The sequence below is a fragment of the Pseudomonas sp. NFACC13-1 genome, assembly GCF_900104425.1.
In the GTDB taxonomy this organism is placed as follows: Bacteria; Pseudomonadota; Gammaproteobacteria; order Pseudomonadales; family Pseudomonadaceae; genus Aquipseudomonas; species Aquipseudomonas fluorescens_AA.
Map to the genome: position 1 here is coordinate 408,462 of NZ_FMXV01000001.1, position 19,839 is coordinate 428,300.

The 19,839-nt window shown below is 61.5% G+C and carries 19 protein-coding genes and 1 tRNA gene; 12 read left to right on the forward strand and 8 right to left on the reverse strand.

Annotation, left to right across the window (positions count from 1 at the left end; genetic code table 11):
• Window positions 1-39: 39 nt before the first annotated feature.
• The 5 genes from pal to BLQ55_RS01900 all read left to right on the forward strand — a co-directional run bounded on the left by pal (window position 40) and on the right by BLQ55_RS01900 (window position 3,024).
• Window positions 40-537 (forward strand): peptidoglycan-associated lipoprotein Pal, encoded by a 498-nt coding sequence (pal, locus tag BLQ55_RS01880; protein ID WP_003178634.1) that lies wholly within the window; start codon window positions 40-42, stop codon window positions 535-537.
• 6 nt (window positions 538-543) lie between these two features.
• Window positions 544-1,377 (forward strand): tol-pal system protein YbgF, encoded by an 834-nt coding sequence (gene ybgF / locus BLQ55_RS01885; protein ID WP_092201474.1) that lies wholly within the window; start codon window positions 544-546, stop codon window positions 1,375-1,377.
• Between the two features lie 166 nt (window positions 1,378-1,543).
• Complete coding sequence (gene queE, locus BLQ55_RS01890; protein ID WP_092201476.1) at window positions 1,544-2,191, forward strand: 7-carboxy-7-deazaguanine synthase QueE; 648 nt, start codon at window positions 1,544-1,546, stop codon at window positions 2,189-2,191.
• 19 nt (window positions 2,192-2,210) lie between these two features.
• A complete protein-coding gene (gene queC, locus BLQ55_RS01895; RefSeq protein WP_176814170.1) occupies window positions 2,211-2,885 on the forward strand; it encodes a 7-cyano-7-deazaguanine synthase QueC in 675 nt (224 codons plus the stop codon).
• Window positions 2,886-2,948: 63 nt separating this feature from the next.
• Window positions 2,949-3,024: transfer RNA gene (locus BLQ55_RS01900), tRNA-Lys, on the forward strand.
• Between the two features lie 117 nt (window positions 3,025-3,141).
• Here BLQ55_RS01900 and BLQ55_RS01905 read toward each other — a convergent pair.
• Window positions 3,142-4,077, reverse strand: a complete 936-nt coding sequence (locus tag BLQ55_RS01905; protein ID WP_092201480.1) for a LysR family transcriptional regulator — start codon at window positions 4,075-4,077, stop codon at window positions 3,142-3,144.
• Between the two features lie 172 nt (window positions 4,078-4,249).
• Here BLQ55_RS01905 and BLQ55_RS01910 point away from each other — a divergent pair, with 172 nt between their 5' ends.
• Genes BLQ55_RS01910 through BLQ55_RS01935 form a run of 6 tightly spaced genes read left to right on the forward strand, consistent with a single transcriptional unit; the run spans window position 4,250 to window position 11,154 of the window.
• Window positions 4,250-4,867 (forward strand): thermostable hemolysin, encoded by a 618-nt coding sequence (locus tag BLQ55_RS01910; protein ID WP_060740904.1) that lies wholly within the window; start codon window positions 4,250-4,252, stop codon window positions 4,865-4,867.
• Window positions 4,864-6,429, forward strand: a complete 1,566-nt coding sequence (locus tag BLQ55_RS01915; protein WP_092252016.1) for an AMP-binding protein — start codon at window positions 4,864-4,866, stop codon at window positions 6,427-6,429. Before BLQ55_RS01910 ends, BLQ55_RS01915 begins: the two co-directional genes overlap by 4 nt.
• A complete protein-coding gene (locus tag BLQ55_RS01920; RefSeq protein WP_092201484.1) occupies window positions 6,404-7,285 on the forward strand; it encodes a TauD/TfdA family dioxygenase in 882 nt (293 codons plus the stop codon). The genes BLQ55_RS01915 and BLQ55_RS01920 overlap by 26 nt, the downstream gene beginning before the upstream one ends.
• An 8-nt stretch (window positions 7,286-7,293) precedes the next feature.
• Window positions 7,294-8,418, forward strand: a complete 1,125-nt coding sequence (locus BLQ55_RS01925) for an aminotransferase class III-fold pyridoxal phosphate-dependent enzyme (RefSeq protein WP_092252018.1) — start codon at window positions 7,294-7,296, stop codon at window positions 8,416-8,418.
• Window positions 8,396-9,736: an aspartate aminotransferase family protein gene (locus BLQ55_RS01930; RefSeq protein WP_092252020.1), complete on the forward strand. Its 1,341-nt coding sequence runs from the start codon at window positions 8,396-8,398 to the stop codon at window positions 9,734-9,736. The genes BLQ55_RS01925 and BLQ55_RS01930 overlap by 23 nt, the downstream gene beginning before the upstream one ends.
• Before the next feature lie 2 nt (window positions 9,737-9,738).
• Window positions 9,739-11,154, forward strand: coding sequence for an amidase (locus BLQ55_RS01935; RefSeq protein ID WP_092252022.1), 1,416 nt, complete (start codon window positions 9,739-9,741; stop codon window positions 11,152-11,154).
• A 6-nt stretch (window positions 11,155-11,160) separates the two neighbouring features.
• On the opposite strand, the gene BLQ55_RS01940 is transcribed toward BLQ55_RS01935, so the two are convergent.
• The 6 genes from BLQ55_RS01940 to BLQ55_RS01965 form a co-directional block, all read right to left on the reverse strand.
• A complete protein-coding gene (locus BLQ55_RS01940; protein WP_092201491.1) occupies window positions 11,161-12,072 on the reverse strand; it encodes a DMT family transporter in 912 nt (303 codons plus the stop codon).
• A 129-nt stretch (window positions 12,073-12,201) separates the two neighbouring features.
• Entirely contained in the window at window positions 12,202-13,389 is a 1,188-nt protein-coding gene (locus BLQ55_RS01945) for a cyanate transporter (protein WP_092201493.1), read from the reverse strand.
• Window positions 13,390-13,670: 281 nt separating this feature from the next.
• The gene (copD, locus tag BLQ55_RS01950) at window positions 13,671-14,582 is read right to left on the reverse strand and encodes a copper homeostasis membrane protein CopD (protein WP_092201495.1); all 912 of its coding nucleotides are present in this window, start codon (window positions 14,580-14,582) and stop codon (window positions 13,671-13,673) included.
• Between the two features lie 4 nt (window positions 14,583-14,586).
• Window positions 14,587-14,964, reverse strand: a complete 378-nt coding sequence (gene copC / locus BLQ55_RS01955; protein ID WP_092166436.1) for a copper homeostasis periplasmic binding protein CopC — start codon at window positions 14,962-14,964, stop codon at window positions 14,587-14,589.
• Between the two features lie 43 nt (window positions 14,965-15,007).
• Entirely contained in the window at window positions 15,008-15,910 is a 903-nt protein-coding gene (locus BLQ55_RS01960; RefSeq protein WP_092252024.1) for a copper resistance protein B, read from the reverse strand.
• Window positions 15,911-15,920: 10 nt separating this feature from the next.
• Window positions 15,921-17,729: a copper resistance system multicopper oxidase gene (locus BLQ55_RS01965; RefSeq protein ID WP_092252026.1), complete on the reverse strand. Its 1,809-nt coding sequence runs from the start codon at window positions 17,727-17,729 to the stop codon at window positions 15,921-15,923.
• Between the two features lie 307 nt (window positions 17,730-18,036).
• Here BLQ55_RS01965 and nadA point away from each other — a divergent pair, with 307 nt between their 5' ends.
• Entirely contained in the window at window positions 18,037-19,095 is a 1,059-nt protein-coding gene (nadA, locus tag BLQ55_RS01970) for a quinolinate synthase NadA (protein WP_003205010.1), read from the forward strand.
• Window positions 19,096-19,335: 240 nt separating this feature from the next.
• On the opposite strand, the gene BLQ55_RS01975 is transcribed toward nadA, so the two are convergent.
• Window positions 19,336-19,824 carry an RDD family protein gene (locus BLQ55_RS01975; RefSeq protein ID WP_092252028.1) on the reverse strand — a complete coding sequence of 163 codons (489 nt, stop codon included), beginning with the start codon at window positions 19,822-19,824 and terminating at the stop codon, window positions 19,336-19,338.
• Between the last annotated feature and the right edge of the window lie 15 nt (window positions 19,825-19,839).

Genomic DNA, 19,839 nt, shown 5'->3' on the forward strand with positions numbered 1-19,839 from the left:
GTTTTACTTAACACACTGGGGTTCATTAGGAGTTTCACGATGGAAATGCTGAAGTTTGGTAAATTTGCTGCGCTGGCTCTGGCCATGGCTGTAGCTGTAGGTTGCTCGTCCAAAGGCGGCGACAATGCCGGTGAAGGCGCTGTTGATCCAAACGCTGGTTACGGCGCTAACACTGGTGCCGTTGACGGCTCCCTGAGCGAAGAAGCTGCTCTGCGCGCAATCACCACCTTCTACTTCGAATACGACAGCTCGGACCTGAAGCCAGAAGCCATGCGCGCTCTGGACGTTCACGCCAAGGACCTGAAAGCGAACGGCGCTCGCGTTGTTCTGGAAGGCAACACCGACGAACGTGGTACTCGTGAGTACAACATGGCACTGGGCGAGCGTCGTGCGAAAGCCGTTCAGCGCTACCTGGTACTGCAAGGTGTTTCCCCAGCTCAGCTGGAACTGGTTTCCTACGGCGAAGAGCGTCCAGTTGCCACCGGCAACGACGAGCAGTCCTGGGCTCAAAACCGTCGCGTCGAACTGCGTAAGTAATTCGTCATGCGAACGTGCCGTCGTGCTGTAACTGTTCTGGCTCTCAGCCTCGCGCCGCTTGCGGCGTGGGCTGCGGTTCCTGTGGTCGATAACGATGCCGGCTATAACAATAGCGGGAGCAGTTATCCGCCTGCAGGTTACGGTACGAACGGCGCCTATGCCGGGGGAGGGGTTTCGGCCCCTGTCTCGGCACAGGGCCAGCTGTTCAACCAACTGCAGCAAATGCAGGATCAGATCTCGCGCCAACAGGGTGTGATCGAAGAACTGCAAAATGATATTTCGCGCATGAAGCAGGAAAACCTGGAGCGATACCAGGATCTTGATCGGCGCATAGGATCCGGCGTTGCACCTGCCGCGACTCCTGAGAATTCTCCAGCCGGTGGCGACTTGAATGCCCCCGGTGCAGCCGCAGGCGCGGGGGCAGCGGCTCCAGCAGCGCCTGCCGCCGGCGGCGAGCCGGCTGATCCGGCGAAGGAAAAGCTCTACTACGATGCTGCCTTCGACCTGATCAAGGCCAAGGATTTCGACAAGGCCAGCCAGGCCTTTGCCGCTTTCCTGCGCAAATACCCGAACAGCCAGTACGCGGGCAATGCCCAATACTGGCTGGGCGAAGTGAACCTGGCCAAGGGCGACCTGCAAGGTGCCGGCCAGGCGTTCGCCAAGGTTTCGCAACTGTATCCCAAGCACGCCAAGGTGCCGGATTCGCTGTACAAGCTGGCTGACGTGGAGCGCCGTCTCGGTCACGCCGACAAGGTGAAAGGCATTCTGCAGCAGGTGGTGGCCCAATATCCGGGTACATCCGCGGCTCAGTTGGCCCAGCGTGATCTGCAACGCATGTAAGCCGGTTTGACCTGTTTTGAAGAAACCCGCGCCTGTCGCGGGTTTTTTCGTTAGAATTCACGCCCTTTTTATGAAACACGCTTTTTGGGATCTGCGCGTTGGCGGGGTTCCTTGAAGTGCCTGACGGAGGCGGACAGCCTGTTTAGCTGTTACGCCCGTGGCGACTATGCAAGACACATTGAGAATCACCGAAGTTTTTTACTCGTTGCAGGGTGAAACGCGAACGGCTGGGCTGCCCACGGTATTCGTGCGCCTCACCGGTTGTCCGTTGCGTTGCCAATACTGTGACAGCGCCTACGCCTTCAGTGGCGGCACCGTGCGAACCCTCGACGATATCCTGGAGCAAGTGGCCAGTTATCGTCCGCGTTATGTCTGTGTCACGGGCGGCGAGCCCTTGGCGCAACCCAACGCCATCCCCTTGCTCAAGCAGTTGTGTGATGCCGGTTACGAGGTTTCGCTGGAAACCAGCGGCGCCTTGGATATCTCGGCCGTCGACCCGCGCGTCAGCCGCGTCGTGGACCTGAAAACCCCAGGCTCCAAGGAAGCGCACCGCAACCGCTATGAGAATATCGAACTGCTGACGCCCAACGATCAGGTCAAGTTCGTGATCTGTTCGCGGGAGGATTACGACTGGGCCGTGTCCAAGTTGATCCAGTACGGGCTCGAACAGCGAGCCGGCGAAGTGTTGTTGTCGCCGAGTCATCACGATTTGAGCGCGCGGGATCTGGCGGATTGGGTGGTGGCGGATAACTTGCCGGTGCGCCTGCAACTGCAGCTGCATAAATATCTTTGGAACGACGAGCCGGGGCGCTGAGATGACTGAACATTCGAACATGACTGAAAAACGTGCGGTCATCCTGTTGTCCGGGGGCCTGGATTCGGCCACGGTCGTGGCCATGGCCCGTGCCGAAGGCTACCGCTGCTACACCATGAGTTTCGACTATGGCCAGCGCCACCGCGCAGAGTTGCACGCCGCGGAACGGGTTGCCCGGGACTTGGGCGTGGTGGAACACAAGGTGATCGGCCTGAACCTCAACGGCATCGGTGGCTCGGCCCTGACCGACAGTTCCATCGACGTGCCCGAGGCGCCCAGCGAGGGCATTCCGGTGACCTATGTGCCTGCGCGTAACACGGTGTTCCTGTCCCTGGCGTTGGGGTGGGCCGAAGTGCTGGGCGCCCGTGACATTTTCATTGGCGTCAATGCCGTGGATTATTCCGGCTACCCGGATTGCCGCCCGGAGTTCGTCGAAGCGTTCGAGCGCATGGCCAACCTGGCGACCAAGGCCGGCGTGGAAGGGCAGGGTTTTCGCATCCAGGCGCCGCTGCAGAATCTCAGCAAGGCCGACATCGTCAAGGCAGGCGTGAAGCTTGGCGTGGACTACGGGCTCACCGTTTCCTGCTATCAGGCCGACGATCAGGGTCGCGCTTGCGGCAAATGCGACAGTTGCCGCCTGCGTGCGGAAGGCTTCGCCGCAGCGGGTGTGAGCGATCCAACCCGTTATTTTTGATTTATTTCAAATTAAGTGTTGAATAGTCCTTAGAAATCAGTATTATACGCGCCACCACACAGCGGGTCGTTAGCTCAGTTGGTAGAGCAGTTGGCTTTTAACCAATTGGTCGTAGGTTCGAATCCCACACGACCCACCATTTTTAGCTGTTTTAAAAGTCTGGAAGGCCCACGAAAGTGAGGATTTCCGGATTTTTTTTTGCCCGATGAAAAGTCATAACCTGAACCGCTCGACGATTCGAGCGGTTCTCGGCGGATTAAAGCAGGCCGTCCTCGGCACAAACCTTGATGATCTGTTCGCGAAACCAGCTGTTGGCGCTGTCCTGGCTCGGTTTTTCGCTCCACATCATGTTCAGCGTGAAGTTCGGCAGACCTGCCGGCGGGCGACGATGGCTGAACGTGTTCTCGTCGCAGGTCAGCGCTTGAATGCGTCGAGGCAGGGTCAGGATGAAGTCGGTGCCGGCGATCATGTTCAATGCCGCTACGTAGCTGTTGGCTCGAGCGACAATCTGGCGGTTATAGCCTTGCCGGGCGAGCCATCCATCGATCATGTTGGTGTCGGATGTCCAAGGTGTCGGAAAAACATGCTGGCAGGCGACGAACGTTTCCAGGCTGAACGCCTCTTCCGGCAATGTGAAGTTCTTATCGACTACACAAACCAGTTCATCTTCCAGTAGTACTTGCGAGCGCAGTCCCTTGACGCCGCGATGGAAGTTCGGGCCGAAACAAATAACCAGATCGAAGCGCCCCTCCATCAACTCATCAGCCGGAATATCCCTGTGGAACTTGGTGATATTAATGATGACCGGGAAGCGGCTGCCAATAAAGCGCTTGACCAGTTTGGGCAGAATGAGGAGTTCAAAGTATTCCGGTGCGCAGACATTGAAGGTTATCTCTTTCTGGGTCGGATCGAATGCCGGAATACCAGAGTGACATGTGTTTATTATCTTGAGGATACTAAGTATGTGAGGGTACATGGCTGTGGCTTTGCTTGTCGGCAACATGCCACTACGGGTATTAACAAAAAGTTCATCTTCGAAGCTCGTACGTAGCTTCTTCAGGCAATAGCTTACGGTTGACTGGCTGACACACAGGGCTTCGGACACCTCGGTGACGCTGCTCTGCTCGTACACCGCGACAAACACCATCAAGTCCTGCATATCCAGCTTTCTAAGCATATTACTATTGAGCATAAGATCCTTCTTTGGCGCATTCCGTTGGCTAGCATCCCCGGCTTTTATGACAGGAACGTTTATTTATATATTAGCGGAAGCAATTTATTTTTTAAATGGCCTGTAGGAAATTTCCCCAATATGCTCGCCTCGCTTTTTGTAGAAATCCTGTACATGGACGGAGGAGGACGATATGCAAATACGTGTCGCAGAAACTAAGACGCCTTTATGGGTGCAAGCCACAGAAGTTGTAAGGGATAAATTTCGCAGTTCTTATTCGGCCTCGGTTGAACCGAATCCGCAGTACTTTGCGGTTACTCAGGATCCGGCGGATCGTATTCTTGCCTGCGCCGGTATTACTTTTGCCGATCACCGGATACTGTTTTCCGAGCAATACCTGACGCAACCCATCGACGAGATTTTGTCTCAGCGTTTCGAGAAAACCATCGAGCGCTCGAACATTGTCGAAATCGGCAACCTGGTCTCCCATCACCTGACGGCCGGAATGATTCTGGTCAATATGATTCCGTTGTTGGCCTGGTGCATGGGCGGGCATTACCTGTTGTGCACCGTGACACCTCGCGTACGGCAAATGATGGAAAGTTGCCAGATCGATTTCGAGCCCCTGCTGACCGCAGACCCAACGCGCCTGGCCGACGACGGCGGCAAGAATTGGGGAAGCTATTACGCCAAGTTGCCCGTCACCGGTTTCATCCGGGTCGACCCGCAACGTTCACGTTTCGCCGCCATGACGCTCAATACTTCATTCACTCAACTGCCCGGCGATGTCATGGCGAGGGCGCAGCCATGAGCGGCGGGTTTATCACTCAGCTACAACAGGCGTTGCAAGACAATCGCCAGGCCGTCTGTGCGGTGGACTGGTTGGAATCAGGCAAGGAATCGGTGACGCTGACCTACGGCGAGCTGGAGCACCGAGCCCTGAACCTGGCAGCCGAACTGCAGCGACGTTTTCCTGAGCCGGCCTATGGCGATCGCGTGGTGTTAGGGATCGCGACGCGCAACAGCAGCGATTGGCTGGTCGCCGACCTGGCCTGTCTGTTCGCCGGGATCACCGCGCTGCCGCTGCCGCTGGCGTTCAGCCAATCCCAGGCCGAACACCTGGCATCACGTTGCGATGGATTTCTGGTGGATGCGGCAGGGCAGCGAACGCTGGCGCAGCGCTGGAAGCTGAATTTTGCCGACAGTCGCCTGCGCCGCCTCAACGAGCCGGTGATCGAACAGCCTTTGCTGCGGATGCCGGACGGCGAGGGTGACTGGATCTGCAAGATCATTCACACCTCGGGCACCACCAGTCGGCCAAAGGGTGTGCGCCTGAGCAGCCAGGCGGTTGGCACGGTGCTCGCCTCGCTGCGCCAGAGCATGCCGGTCGGTGCTCATCGCCGTTACCTGTCGCTGGTGCCCCTGAGTCTGCTGCTTGAGCAAGTCACCGCCGCATACCTGCCACTGCTGGCGGGCGGTACCGTGCATTTCCTGCCGCCGGACGAACCGTTGCTCGGCGAGCCAGGGGCGTCGGCACAGCGGCTGGTCGACTGGATCCTGCGAGTCCAGCCAACGGCCCTGACGGTGCCGCCGGTCATGATCAACCGTTTCCTGGAGCAATTGAACGAAGGGGGCGAGCAGGGCGAGCGGTTGGCGCGTTACCTGCAATCGGGCGCGCATATCACCTGCGGCGGCGCGGCGGTGAGTATCGATGCCCTGCGCGGCCTGGCTGAGCAAGGCATCGAGGTGTATCAGGGCTACGGGCTTTCGGAGAACGCGTCGGTGGTCAGTGTGAACACCTTCGAACAGCAGCGTCTCGGCAGCGTTGGCAAGCCGTTGCCCCATGTCCAGGTGCGCATCGGCGCCGACCAGACCATCGAGGTCAAGAGCAGCTCGCTGTTCAGCGGTTACTCAGGCACGGACCCGAGTGCCTGCTCCATGTCGGACGACGGCTGGATGGACACCGGTGACCTGGGCGCGCTGGATGCCGATGGCTACCTCTATGTGCACGGGCGCAAGAAGAATGTGATCTGCCTGCCCAATGGCCGCAACGTCAGCCCCGAGCAGGTTGAACTGGAGTATCGCAAATACCCCGGCGTGAGCGACGCAGCGGTGTTCTTCGATGAGCAGCACGGTCTGGTGGCGTTGCTGTGCGTCGAGTCGACACCGGCGCGCGATGAACTGCTCGCCTGGTCGGCGGGGCGCTTTTCCGACATCGAGCGCCCGAACCGGCTCTGGTTGTTGACCCAGGACGATCCGTTGCTCGAGCAACTCTACACCGTTACGGGACGGCCGAAACGCGCCGATATCGCTACGACTTTTTCCACGCTGCAAAGGAATGCATCCAATGAGCACACCTGCCTTTCACTTTGAGAACCCGGACGTCTCCATCGTTGAGTCGCGCCACTTCGCCAGCCTGGGCAAGGCTGAGTTGTATGAGCTGCTGGGGCATTACGGTGTCGTACTGTTTCGCAACTGTATTCACAACGCCGAGGATTTCAGTGCCTACGTGAAGCAAAACAGTTCGCGGTTGAGCCTGGACCCAGCCCGGGTCATGGTCGGTGGCGCGGCGCAATTGGTGGACGCCGGGCGCCAGGCGGTTGGCCTGCACTGCGAAAATGGCAACTCGCCGTTCTGGCCGGACATGACCTGGTTCTATTGCCAGGAAGCGCCGCGCAAGGGCTCGCAAACCACCCTGTGTGACGGCGAACGGGTGCTGGAGAAACTGTCACCGGGCTGCCGCACGTTCTTTGAAGAAAACCCGATTCGCTACAGCCGCACCGTGGCGGGGGAGAAATGGCGCCGGCTGGTCTGTCATTACTCGCCGACGTTGTCGGATCCGGCGGCCGTCGCGATCGAGGATCTGTTGCAGATCATCGGTGACGACCCGCAAACCCTGATTTCCTTCAACCCGGCCGATGACTCGATCCATTACGCCTTCAGCACGTCGGCGATCCTGACGTCCCCCTTCAGCCGGCGTCCGGCCTTTGCCAACAGCATTCTGGGGCCTTCCTTCAATTACGAGGCGCCGGTCATCGACACGGTGGCCGGGCAGCCGATCCCTGCCGGGTTCCTGGCTGAAATCGCTGAGGTTTCCGCCCAATACACCTACCCGGTTGGCTGGCGTGACCACGACATGGTGATGATCGATAACCGTCGGGTCATGCACGGTCGGGAAACCATCGTCGACGAGCGTCGGCGCATTTTCAACGCCTTGAGCTATCGCTGAGAGCATTCATGAAAAACAACAAACAGATTATCGGCGGGCAGTACGAGACCTACCTCGACGGCGAGGGTCGGCAGATCATTGACCTGACCGGCGGGTTTGGCTTCCAGGTGCCGCCCGTGATCGAGGCGGTCACCCGCCAGGCAGAGATCATGGGCCTGTCCAATCGGGTGCTGATGTCCGAACCGCTGATTGCCTTGTGCCGACGCCTGGCCGAGCTGCTGCCCGCCCCGCTGGCCAGCTCCTATGTGTGCAGCTCCGGCGACGAAGCGTTCGAGGGCGCCTTGAAGTTGTGCAAAGGGCTCAAGCCCAAGGGCAACACCATCGTGTTCATCCAGGGCGGCGACTACGGCTCGCTGACGTACGGGCGCTGCCTCAATGCCGCGCAAGGTGACCTGGGTGTCCAGGCGTTCCTGGGGTTCAAGCGAGTGGCGATCCGTCACCTGGCTGACCTGGACACGGTGGACTGGAATGATTGTTTCGCGGTGTGCCACAGCAATACCCGCACGGATGCAAACGGCCGGTTGCAGTTGATCGATGCCGATTTGATCGAGCAATTGCATGCTCGCGCGGCAAAGGCGTCGGCCCCGGTCATCGCGGTCGATACCCACAGTTGCCTTGGCAGCCTGGGTTCGCTGTTCGGCTTCCAGCGTTATCGTCCGATTCCGGACATCGTTGTACTCGGCGGGCCCCTGGGCGGCAATGCGATTCCCATCGGCACCTACACCTGCAGCGAACAGATGGCCTGGCAGGTCTATGGGCGCAGCAGCCCGGCCAAACACGGCAGCACCACTGCCGGTAATCCCATGGCCTGCGTGGCAGCCCTGGCCGCGCTGGATTACGTGCAGGCCCACGACTCGCCCCGGCATTGCCAGGAAAACGGCCAGTACCTGGCACAAGCCCTGGCGTCATTGGGGGCTGTGGCCGTCGGCGCCTGGGTCAGCTTGCCGCTGGCCGACGACCTGCAACCGGCCGTTCTATGCGAGGCGCTTTATCAGCGGGGGGTCTATGTCAGTACGCCCCGTGGCCGCGAAGTGATTTTGCGCTGCCCGATCACTGCACGCCCCGAGCAGATCCAACGTGCCGCACTCATCATCAAGGAGACGTTAAGCCATGTCCTTACTCAGGCCGCATGAACAATTGCTGGACGATTGCCAGCGCCACTGGAGTGCGTCGGCGGCCAAGCTGTATCGCCTTGGCAAGACCACTGTCGAACAGCAGACCGATGGCATCCACGTCACCGACCACACCGGCAAGCGCTTCATCGACTGCGCGTGCAGCTACGGGGTGTTTATCGTCGGGCATCGCAACCCGATGGTGCGTGAGCGGGTGCAGGCGCAATTGAATCAACTGGCCTGGGTGCCGGAAGGCCGGCGCCATCCGCTGCAGGACACCTTGTCCGAGCGACTGTGCCAGTTGGTGCCGGGGGAGTGGGGCGACGTGCAATTCATGGTCTCGGGCGCCGAGGCCGTCGAGCAGAGCCTGCGCTATGTGCTGCGGATCCAGCCTCAACGGCGTGGCATCGTGGTGATGAGCGGCTCCTACCACGGCAAGACCCTGGCGGCGATGAGCATTCTGGGCCAGCAGCAGAACCATGGCAGCTATGGTATCGATCCTCCCGAAGTGACCTGCGTGCCCTACGGTGATTTCGCCGCGTTGCAGAAGGCCGTGGGCGAGGGCGTGTGCGCGGTGTACGTCGAGCCGATTCTGGGCGGGGCTCATTTGCAGGTGCCGCCGGTGGGCTACATGGCCAACATCCGGGCCCTGTGCGACGCCACTGGCACCCTGTTGGTGGCCGACGAAATCCAGACCGGTTTCGGTCGCTGCGGCAAATGGTTCGCCGTGCAATACGATGACGTGGTACCCGACATCATGATCCTCTCCAAGGGCTTGACCGGCGGCTACACCTCGTTTGCCTGTGCCATGTACAGCCAGCGCCTGGCCACCCAGTACCCGCTCAGTGATATCGAGCCGGACACGCGCACCAACGGCGGACATCCGGTCGCATGCGCGTCGGCGCTCGCAGCCATCGATTACATCGAGCAAAACAACCTGGTGGAGCTGTCCCGGATCAACGGCGGTGTGTTGCGCCACGGCCTGCAACGGTTGGCCCTGCGCTATCCGCACATTGTCGAAGACGTGCCGGGCGTCGGCTTGATGACAGGCCTGCGCCTGCGTGGCTCGGTCTATGAAGCCTTGATGAGCATGGAGTTGGGCAAGCGTGGCGTGCATGCCGGGCATTCGATGAACGAGAAGGCCGAACGCCCGGTGCTGCGCTTCTATCCGCCGTTGAATATCGAACCCGAAGCGTTGCGGCATGTGCTGGCGATGATCGAAGAGGCCCTGGAGGCCATCGACCAACGTCCGGCCCTGGCGGTGAAAGCGTTTTCCCTGGTGGTGCGCAATATGTATCAGTTGCCCAACAAGTGGTTGCGCAGCAAGGAGGCGTCGTGAGTATGTTCAACCCCGACACGCTGACGTTGCGGGAAATGGCCGGCCTGCTGCGCCGTGGCGTGCTGACCAGCGTGACGTTGCTGGAGTTCTACTTGCAGCGCATCGCTGAGCGTAACCGGCAGATCAATGCGTTGATCCAACTGGCGCCGGTCGAGGACCTGCGGCGCCAGGCCCGTGAGGCGGACGAGATGGCGCGCATCGGCCAGATCAGCGGTCCGCTGCATGGCATTCCCATCACGGTCAAAGACGTCCTCCATGTTCGCGGATTCAAGATGTCCCGCGGCGTGGGGGAGCTGATGGGGGATGTCAGCCAGGAGGACGCGACGGCTGTCGCCCGACTTCGGCAGGCCGGCGCGATCATTCTGGGCATCAGCAATGTGCCGGAACTGTGCATGGCCTTCGAGACCGAGAACCTGATCTACGGGCGCACCCTCAACCCCCACGATCTGCTCCGCTCGGCGGGCGGCAGCAGTGGCGGTGAAGCGGCCGCCATCGCCGCCGGGTGTTCACCCGCGGGGCTGGCGTCCGATGCCTGCGGCAGTGTGCGGATCCCGGCGCACTTCAATGGCATCTGCGGCCTGAAACTGACCCAGGGACGGGTGCCGTTGACCGGCCAGTTTCCCAATGACCGTTCCGGGCTGTTTCACCTGACCTCGGCCTTTGGCGTGATGGGGCGCTATGTCGATGACCTGGCGCTGCTCGGTCCGCTGATCAGCGGTGCCGACGGCCATGATCCAGACACCGTCGATGTGCCGTTCGCCGCCAGCGAGCCCCTGGCCGACCTGCGTATCGCGCTGTTCTCGGCGTCGAGCCGAACCCCCGTCAGCGCGGCGGTGAGCCAGGTGTTGCAGCAGGTCGAGCGGTGCTTGAGCCCCGTGGTGAAGCAGGTCAGCGAGGTCGCGCCGCCGATGCTCGACGAAGCCTGCGATGTCCTGTGGCGGGTGTTCATCACGGGCGCCGATGCCGGACGCGGCTGGCGGCGTTTGTTCGAGTCCATGAACAAGCGCAGTTTTACCCCGGCGATCGCTCAGTTGCTGGACATGAGCGAGGCCGTGGAATTGAGCGTGGATGAAGTCAAGCGCGACTGGATCATGATCGATACGTTCCGCTATCAGTTGGCGAAGTTCTTCAAGCAGCACGATCTGTTCATCTGTCCGGTCTTCCCGGATGTCGCGTTCCGCCATGGTGCGTCCCTGGAGGACCGCGATCAGTATGCCTTCGTGTTCCCGTTCAGTCTCAGCGGCTCACCCGCGGTGGTGATCCGCGCCGGCGTCGACCCGGCCACCGGGATGCCCATCGGCATTCAGATTGTCGGGCCTCACTGGCAAGAGGAACGGTTGTTGGCGGTGGCCGCTTTCCTTGAGCGGGAACTGGAGCGCTGGAGCCCGGTTTCGCCTCGCCCGGTATCGACGTACTGAGGGGGCTCAAGCCGTAACGGTTCTGGCGTTACGGCTGCTGACCACCAGTGCCAGCATGCCGCCTCCCACCAGCGCGGCGCCGATGATCTCGATCATCATCGGTTGCTGCCTGAGCCAGAACCAATTCAGCAGGGTGACGAACAGGGTGTTGAGGTAAACGTAGGAAATCACCGTGGAGGGTGAGATCACCCCGATTGCCCGGTGCAGCAGCCAGAACGTGGCGAGGGTGCCGAACAAGGCCAGGTACACCAGCCAGCCGATGTCCAGCGTCGACAACTGCAGGCCGCTGCGCCACCCGCCGCTGGCCAGGCAGAACACCAGCAGGAACAGCGAACCGAACAGCATGTTCCAGAACGTCATCGCCACCGGATCGCGGCCCTGCAACGCTGTTGCCTTGAAGCGTTGGCTCAGCGGCGAATACAACGCCATCGCCAGGCAACCGGCACCGAACACCAGCACCGGATAGAGCGCCGGCATTTGCCCCGGGGCCGAGCCCTTGAGCGTCAGCAACACGGCGCCGACTGCCGCCACCAACATGGGCAGCAGACGGGTCTTGAGGCTGGGACTGGGCAGCAGGAATACCTCGAAAAACAAGGTCATCAAGGGTACCAGCGTGTACAGCGTCGCGGTGTTGACCGCCGAGGTGTAGCGCAGCGCTTCGAACAACGAACCAAAATAAGTCGCCAACAGCAGGCCGAGCACAGCGTGGGCCAGCAGGCCCCTGATGGAAATGGGCGAGGTGTTTTTCAGGAGCAGCGGCGGCAGGAACATCAGCGCGGAAAACAGCAGGCGCAGGCCCGTGAGCAGGATCGGGTCGATCGTCTGGCTGACCTGGGCCGCGGCAAAGAACGACGAGGCGATCAGCATTGCCCAAATGAGCATGCCCCAGTGAGCGGCGGCAAAACCGACGTTTTTCATCAAGGTCTTATTCCTGTGTTGCGGATCGGAACGTCATGATGGACAAAACGGTCTGCCGTCATGGGTGAACTGTCAAAACCGAGGCTGCATCGAATGCAGCCCCGGGCGCGAGCGGCCTGTCTTCGTTGACTAGCTGATATGCCGCGCGTACTGCTTGGGATTGAAGCGCAGCACCATCAGGAGCATCAACGCCATGACGGCGGTGAGCGACCACCAGGCCCATTCGAAGCTGCCCAACTGATCGCGGATCATCCCGGCAATCAATGGCGAGAGCCCCGCGATCAGGTAGCCGATGCCTTGCACGAACGCGGTCAGGCCACCGGCCCGTCGCGGGTTGTCCAAGTGGTCTAGGGACACGATCAGGCTCATCGGGAACAGGCCGCCGATGCCCAGGCCCAGCAGGCAAGGCCACAACAGGCTGAAGCGTTCCGGGCTGAGGATCAGGCCGCAGAAGCCGCCCATGATCAGCACCAGTAACACGGCGAGGACCACGCGTTTATCCTGGCTGCGGTTGGCGATCGCCGGAGTGACGAGGCCGGACAGCACTTCCATGGCCGTGAGGAACCCCAGCAGCAGGCCTGCGTGTTGTTCACTCCAGCCCTTTTCCACGTAGTACGGGGCCAGCCAGGCCAGTACACAGGTGTAGGAGGCGGTGCCCAGGCCGAAGAAAATCGCCAGCAGCCAAGCCCGGGAATTGCTGAAGAATGATTCTCGCTGCCGGACAGGGGCTTCGGGTAACGGGGTCACGGCTGAACGCTGGGCGTACCAGCAACCCAGGGCGACCAACGCCAACAGCGCCCAGATCGCCAGGCCGATGCGCCAGCTGCCGGTCTGCGCCAGGACAAACGGCGAAAACGACGCGGCAAGCGCCGCGCCGCCCATGATCGACGTGACATACAGGCCCATGAACAGCGAGACGTTGTCGGCGTAGCGCGACTTGATCAACGCTGGCATCACCGCCTGGATCAGCGCGATGCCGAGTCCGGCCAGCACCGCGCTGACGATCAGCTCGGCGGCGCTGTCCAGGTACAAACGCGATGCGGTGGCGATACCGATGATCAACAGCGACAGGACAATGGTGCGGTGCTCACCGATGCGCAGGGCGATGCGCATGCCCAGGAACATCGCCAGGCCCATGGCCATGACCGGCAACATGGTCAGCAGCGAGGCCGTGCTGAAGCTCAGGGGGACCTCGCCGCGAATGGCTGACAGCAACGGCCCGACCGCGGCCATCGAGGGCCGCAGGTTCAGCGCCACCAAGACGATGCTGACCATCAGCCAGACGGCGTGGGTGCTTGAGGTTCGAACGTTTTCCATAACAGAGCCTTGGTTAAAACAAAGCATCATTTAGGCTGGGATGGCCTGTTATGGGCAAACTGAAAACTGGCGGGGGGTATTGAAAAATTAAATGCTGCAGGTAATGGTAATCAGTGAAGGGATCAGAGTTTTTGTGGCGAGGGGATTTATCCCCGCTGGGCTGCGAAGCAGACCTGAAAAGTATGGACGCACTTGCCTGACACACCGAGCGCTCAGGCTTGGGGGTTGCTTTGCAACCCAGCGGGGATAAATCCCCTCGCCACAATGTAGTTCACTACCCCTTATTCCATCGCCGGGCTCAGCGTGCCCAACCACGCGACCAACCCCAGGATGACCACCGCCACGGCGAACTCCAGCACCATGCTGCGCCGCAGGGCCTTCACCGCAACCCCGTGCTCGCCGCTCTGTCGGGCTTGTTCCAGCAGCGGGCTCAGGTGAAAACGGTTCAATGCGGCGAACACCAGCATGGCCGCGAACAAGATGAGTTTGAGCGTCAGCAACTGACCATAGGTGCTGTCCAGCAGCCCTTCGACACTCGGGCCGACGATAAACAGATAGTTCACCACCCCCGTCACGCCGATGACCAGCACGATCACCGCACCGACGGTTTCGAACCCGGTCAATGTCCGGGCCAGTACCGCCAACGCAGGTTCGGCCTGGCGAAGCAGCAGGGCAAACGCGGCCAAGGCACCGACCCAGCCACCCGCCGCCCACAGGTGCAGGAAGTCGGTGATGAAGTGCCAGTTGCGACGGCTGCCTTCGTCCATGGCGCCGTGACCTGCCCAAGCCAGTGTCGCCAGCGCTACGGCCCCGGCCAGTGTGACCAGGCCGAGGCTGGCGCTCGGCCAACGGTGATTGAGCGGCACGGCGAAACCGGCCAGCAGCAGCGCCGCCATGCGCAGCGTCCAACTCAAGCCGACATCGGTTTGCACGACCATCATTTCAATGTGCGGCCACAGTTCGGCCCACGCCGAAACACCGCTCATGGCCCAGGCCATGCACGCCATGGCCGCCAGGGAAAGCAAGCCTCCCAGCACCGCCGTGATCAACAGCAGCGGCGCGAAAGGCAACTGCACCCCCGAGACCCGCTCTTGGCCTCGCAGGCTATAGAGGCCAAACGCGGCCAGGCCGAACAGCAACATCAAATCCAGGTACAAGGCAAAGCGCAGCGCGATGTTGATCGAGTCGCTCATCAACTCACTTCACCTTGAATGTGACGTTGCCGGTGATCGGGTGAGTGTCGGACGACACCGCGCGCCACTGGACTTGGTAAGTGCCGGTGGTAAGCGGGGCATTCGGGGTGATGACCATGGTTTTCGGATCATCGCTGCCGGACACCTTGGCCGGCATGGGCATCGGCGAATGCGCCGCCATGCCCGGCATCGCAGTCATCATCAGCTTGGCGCCGGAAAACTGGGTCATCAGGTTTTCGGAAAAGTGCAGCTCGATCTTCGCCGGCGCCGCTCCTTCGGCGCCTTCGGCCGGGGAGGAGGACAGCAGTTTCGGGTGGGCCTGGGCCAGGCCACTGAGCAACAGGCCGGCGGACAAGGCGACGGCGGTTTTGATGAATGACATGCAAGGACTCCTACAGCTCGGTTTTTAGTTTTAGTGAAACAGGTCAGAACCACAGGCGCAGGCCGAGCACCAGGCGCGCTTCGCTGCGGTCTTCGTCATCTTCCCGGGCGTAGTCGGCGGTGTTGCCGTAGACCCGATTCCAGGTGACGCCAATGTAGGGCGCGAATTCGCGGCGTATTTCGTAGCGCAGCCGCAGGCCGAGCTCGGTGTCCGACAGCCCCGAGCCGACGCCACGGGCGGGATCGTTCTTGCCATAGAAGTTGGCTTCGGCGGTGGGCTGCAGGATCAGGCGGTTGGTCAGCAAGATGTCATAGTCGCCCTCCAGGCGCGCCGCGCTCTGGCCACCTTCGCCGATGAACGCGGTGGCCTCGGCTTCGAAGTTGTAGAGCGCCATGCCTTGCACACCGAAGGCGGCCCAGGTTTGCGAATCGCCTGGCTTGAAGTCCTGGCGCACGCCGGCCACCAGGTCCCACCAGGGGCTGACGGCGTGGCCCCACAGGGCCTGCAATTCGGCTTCTTCGGTCTTGCCGTTGAGGCGTTCACCTTCGGAGCGCAGCCACAAGCGGTCGATGTCGCCGCCGATCCAGCCCGATGCATCCCAGCTCAGGGCGCTGCCGTCATTGGCGTCCTGCCATTCCAGTTGGTCGATGAGGAAAAACGAATGGATGGCGCTGTCATGCACCGCGTGTCCGCCATGATCCTCGTAGACGGCGGCGCGGTCGGCGGCGGTCAGCGCCGGGATCGGCGTGCGGCTGCTGGTCGGCGCCGATTGCATGGGTTCCATGCCCTGCATTGAATCCATACCTTGCATCTGGCTGTGGTCCATTCCCGGCATCTGGCTGTGATCCATGCCGGGCATGTCGTTGCTGGCCGCCCAGGTCGGGGTGATGGTGCCGAGGGCCAGGCTGGCAATGAGTGCCGTGGAGTAGTGAAAAACAGTGGTCATGGTCGGCTCCTCATTCCTGCACCCGAACTTCACGGAACATGCCCATCTCCATGTGAAACAGCAGATGGCAGTGATACGCCCAGCGCCCGAGGGCATCGGCGGTGACCCGGTAGCTGCGCCTGGCACCCGGTGGCACGTCGATGGTGTGCTTGCGGACCATGAACTGGCCGTTCTCATCCTCCAGGTCGCTCCACATGCCGTGCAGGTGGATGGGGTGGGTCATCATGGTGTCGTTGATCAGCACGATGCGCAGTCGCTCGCCGTACTTGAGCAGCAGCGGCGCGGCGTCGGCGAACTTCACGCCGTTGAACGACCAGACGAATTTCTCCATGTGCCCGGTCAGGTGCAGCTCGATCGTGCGGCCCGGCTCGCGGCCGTCGGGGTCGGGAAAGGTGCTGCGCAGGTCGGCGTAGGTGAGCACTTTGCGGCCGTTGTCCCGCAGCCCCATGCCCGGGTCATCGAGCTTGGGCTTGACGCTCATGGCCTGCATGTCCACCAGGGGATTGTCTTTCTCGGTGTCGGGGTGCGCGAGCATGCTGTCCATGCCCTGCATGGCACTGTGATCCATACCGGCCATGTCGCCCATGCCCTGCATCTGGCTGTGATCCATGCCTTGCATCGAGCTGTCGTCCATTCCCGCCATGCCCTGCATCGAGCCGTGGTCCATGCCGTTCATTTGCCCCATGTCGCCGTGGTCCATGCCACCCATGCCCATGTCGTCCATGGTCACCAGGGGCCGAGGGTCCAGGGGCGGCACCGGTGCCGACAATCCGGCCCTGGTCGCGAGGGTGCCGCGGGCATAGCCGGTGCGGTCCATGGACTGGGCGAACAGGGTGTAGGCCTCTTGGGTGGGTTCGACGATGACGTCATAGGTTTCGGCCACGGCGATCCGGAACTCATCGACGCTCACCGGTTTGACGTATTGGCCGTCGGACGCCACCACTGTCATCTTCAAGCCGGGAATTCGCACGTCGAAATAGCTCATGGACGAGCCGTTGATAAAGCGCAGGCGAAGGCGCTCGCCGGGCTTGAACAGGCCGGTCCAGTTCATGTCCGGCGCCTGGCCGTTCATGAGGTAGGTGTAGGTGGCACCACTGACGTCGGCCAGGTCGGTGGGGTTCATCTTCATCTCGGCCCACATCTTGCGGTCGGCCACGGTATTGGCCCAGCCGTTCTTGCCCACGTCGTCGATGAAGTCGCCGACGGTGCGTTTGTTGTAGTTGTAGTAGTCCGATTGCTTCTTGAGCTTGCGCAGGACGTCGCCGGGATCCTCATCGGTCCAGTCGGTGAGCATCACCACATAGTCCCGTTCGTACTGGAAGGGCTCGGGCTCCCTGGCGTCAATCACCAGCGGACCATAGACCCCGGACTGTTCCTGGAAACCGGAGTGGCTGTGGTACCAGTAGGTGCCGTTCTGCCGGACCTTGAATTGATAAACGTACAGACCGCCAGGCTCGATGCCTTTGAAACTCAATCCCGGAACGCCGTCCATGTTGGCCGGCAGCAGGATCCCGTGCCAGTGGATGGAGGTGGTGTCCTGCAAGCGATTGCGCACTCGCAGGGTCACGGTGTCGCCTTCACGCCAGCGCAGCAGCGGGCCGGGGATGCCGCCATTGATGGTCTGGGCGGTGCGGGGGGTGCCGGTGAAATTGACCGGGCTTTCGCCGATGAACAGGTCGAACTCGGTGCCGCTCAGTACGTTGGGCTGGCCCGGGCCGGTGACTGCCCAGACGGGGGCGCGCCACAGACCCAGGCCGCTGAGGATGCCGCCGGCAGTCAGGCCCTTTACGAAGGTTCGCCGGGAAGTTTTTGTTTGCATGCGATGAGAGTCCGTCAGTCGATTCGCTGCGTGCATGGGAGGTGGTCTCCCTGTGCAGATTTGAGCGAAAGATGACACAGGCGGATCAGGCGAGTGATTACATTTCAGTCAGCTTGGCCGGGCGCGATGTCGCCTGGCGGGGCACAGGTCAGAATGATCTTTTGCATCGGCGGGATATTCTGTAGCCTTGCCGGCTTCACGCTGTCCCGTGCCTGATTGATACCCACTTTCCCGGCGGTACCCGAGTGGTCCGGAGCCGGGTGTATACTCGACTTTCGCGCTAAACGCGCTTGCAGGTCTTGCGAACATGACGCAAATTTCCGAACGCCTTCTGGTCCAGGCCCACCTCGACGCCAAGCAGCCCAAGCCGCTGACCGCCGAGCAAGAAGCCTGGTACCGCGCCGCCATCGCCGCCGAGCTCAAGGCTCAGGACGCGGTGCTGGTCGCGCATTTCTACTGCGACCCGATCATCCAGGCCCTGGCCGAAGAGACCGGTGGTTGCGTGTCCGATTCCTTGGAAATGGCCCGCTTCGGCAATGCCCACCCGGCCAAGACCGTGGTGGTGGCCGGGGTCAAGTTCATGGGCGAGACGGCCAAGATTCTCAACCCCGAAAAACGCGTGTTGATGCCCACCCTGGAGGCCACCTGCTCCCTGGACCTGGGTTGCCCGGTGGATGAGTTCTCGGCGTTCTGCGACCAGCATCCGGAGCGCACCGTGGTGGTTTATGCCAACACCTCGGCGGCGGTCAAGGCCCGGGCCGACTGGGTGGTGACATCCAGTTGCGCACTGGAAATCGTCGAGAGCCTGATGGACAACGGCGAGACGATCATCTGGGGGCCGGACAAGCACCTGGGCACTTACATCCAGCGCAAGACCGGCGCCGACATGTTGCTCTGGGACGGTGCCTGCATCGTCCACGAAGAGTTCAAGTCCAAGCAGTTGGAGGACATGAAGGCGCTATACCCGGACGCCGCGATCCTGGTGCACCCGGAGTCGCCGACATCGGTGATCGAGCTGGCGGACGCCGTGGGCTCCACCAGCCAGTTGATCGCCGCGGCCCAGACCCTGCCGAACAAGACGCTGATCGTCGCCACCGACCGGGGCATTTTCTACAAGATGCAGCAGCTGTGCCCGGACAAGGTCTTCATCGAGGCCCCTACCGCCGGTAACGGCGCGGCGTGCCGCAGTTGCGCACATTGCCCATGGATGGCCATGAACACCCTGGAGCGCACGCTCAAGAGCTTGCAGGAAGGTGCCAACGAGATCTTCGTCGACCCGGCGCTGATCCCCCAGGCGATTCGCCCGCTCAAGCGCATGCTGGACTTCACCCAGGCGGCGCGGATGAAGCTGGCGGGGAATGCCTGATCGTTGGGAGGCTGATGGTCTTTGAGCGTTAGGGGCTTGAGGCCTTAAAGCTTTTTGTGGCGAGGGAGCTTGCTCCCGCGGGACTGCGGTGTAGGAGCTGTCGAGTGCAACGAGGCTGCGATCTTGTCCCAGACACTTGAGTCTCAAGCGAAAGATCAAAAGATCGCAGCCTTCGGCAGCTCCTACACCAGCCGAGCGGGAGCAAGCTCCCTCGCCACAAGGCTGTCTTGCAGTCGGGAATTACTTGCTCTTCTTGGGAATCCGCACCAGCTGCGTTTCCGAGTAGATGTCATGCCAGCTGCGCTGGCGCTTGTCGAACAGCGCCCAGATGAAACCCAACCCCACCAGCAGCAGTGACGCGATCGACACCACGAACCGCAGCAGCGCCTGCCACAGGCTGATGGCCGTGCCATCGGCGTTCTGTACGCGGATGCACCACACCTGCATGCCCAGGGTCTGGCCGTTGTGGGTCCAGAACTTGGCGAAGAAGCCGAACAGCACGAACAGCAGCACGGTGGACAGCAATGGGTCGCCGTCCAGCGCACCGGCTTCGGTCAGGGCGCGCATCTTTTCTTCGCCGATGATCGCCATCTGGATCATCTTGTAGGCGCCGCTGGTGACGATCAGCAGCGCTGTGCACAGCAAAAAGTCATAAAACATCGCCGCCAGGCGACGGCCCAGGCCGGCGGGGGGGAAGTCGCCCTGGGGCGTGAGCAGGTGTTTCGGCATGACGGCCTCGGCTGA

Bases quoted from the DNA above. Each gene is read 5' to 3' on its own strand.
- pal (WP_003178634.1), top strand. From the start codon at position 40: ATGGAAATGCTGAAGTTTGGTAAATTTGCTGCGCTGGCTCTGGCCATG.
- ybgF (WP_092201474.1), top strand. From the start codon at position 544: ATGCGAACGTGCCGTCGTGCTGTAACTGTTCTGGCTCTCAGCCTCGCG.
- queE (WP_092201476.1), top strand. From the start codon at position 1,544: ATGCAAGACACATTGAGAATCACCGAAGTTTTTTACTCGTTGCAGGGT.
- queC (WP_176814170.1), top strand. From the start codon at position 2,211: ATGACTGAAAAACGTGCGGTCATCCTGTTGTCCGGGGGCCTGGATTCG.
- BLQ55_RS01905 (WP_092201480.1), bottom strand. From the start codon at position 4,077: ATGCTCAATAGTAATATGCTTAGAAAGCTGGATATGCAGGACTTGATG.
- BLQ55_RS01910 (WP_060740904.1), top strand. From the start codon at position 4,250: ATGCAAATACGTGTCGCAGAAACTAAGACGCCTTTATGGGTGCAAGCC.
- BLQ55_RS01915 (WP_092252016.1), top strand. From the start codon at position 4,864: ATGAGCGGCGGGTTTATCACTCAGCTACAACAGGCGTTGCAAGACAAT.
- BLQ55_RS01920 (WP_092201484.1), top strand. From the start codon at position 6,404: ATGAGCACACCTGCCTTTCACTTTGAGAACCCGGACGTCTCCATCGTT.
- BLQ55_RS01925 (WP_092252018.1), top strand. From the start codon at position 7,294: ATGAAAAACAACAAACAGATTATCGGCGGGCAGTACGAGACCTACCTC.
- BLQ55_RS01930 (WP_092252020.1), top strand. From the start codon at position 8,396: ATGTCCTTACTCAGGCCGCATGAACAATTGCTGGACGATTGCCAGCGC.
- BLQ55_RS01935 (WP_092252022.1), top strand. From the start codon at position 9,739: ATGTTCAACCCCGACACGCTGACGTTGCGGGAAATGGCCGGCCTGCTG.
- BLQ55_RS01940 (WP_092201491.1), bottom strand. From the start codon at position 12,072: ATGAAAAACGTCGGTTTTGCCGCCGCTCACTGGGGCATGCTCATTTGG.
- BLQ55_RS01945 (WP_092201493.1), bottom strand. From the start codon at position 13,389: ATGGAAAACGTTCGAACCTCAAGCACCCACGCCGTCTGGCTGATGGTC.
- copD (WP_092201495.1), bottom strand. From the start codon at position 14,582: ATGAGCGACTCGATCAACATCGCGCTGCGCTTTGCCTTGTACCTGGAT.
- copC (WP_092166436.1), bottom strand. From the start codon at position 14,964: ATGTCATTCATCAAAACCGCCGTCGCCTTGTCCGCCGGCCTGTTGCTC.
- BLQ55_RS01960 (WP_092252024.1), bottom strand. From the start codon at position 15,910: ATGACCACTGTTTTTCACTACTCCACGGCACTCATTGCCAGCCTGGCC.
- BLQ55_RS01965 (WP_092252026.1), bottom strand. From the start codon at position 17,729: ATGCAAACAAAAACTTCCCGGCGAACCTTCGTAAAGGGCCTGACTGCC.
- nadA (WP_003205010.1), top strand. From the start codon at position 18,037: ATGACGCAAATTTCCGAACGCCTTCTGGTCCAGGCCCACCTCGACGCC.
- BLQ55_RS01975 (WP_092252028.1), bottom strand. From the start codon at position 19,824: ATGCCGAAACACCTGCTCACGCCCCAGGGCGACTTCCCCCCCGCCGGC.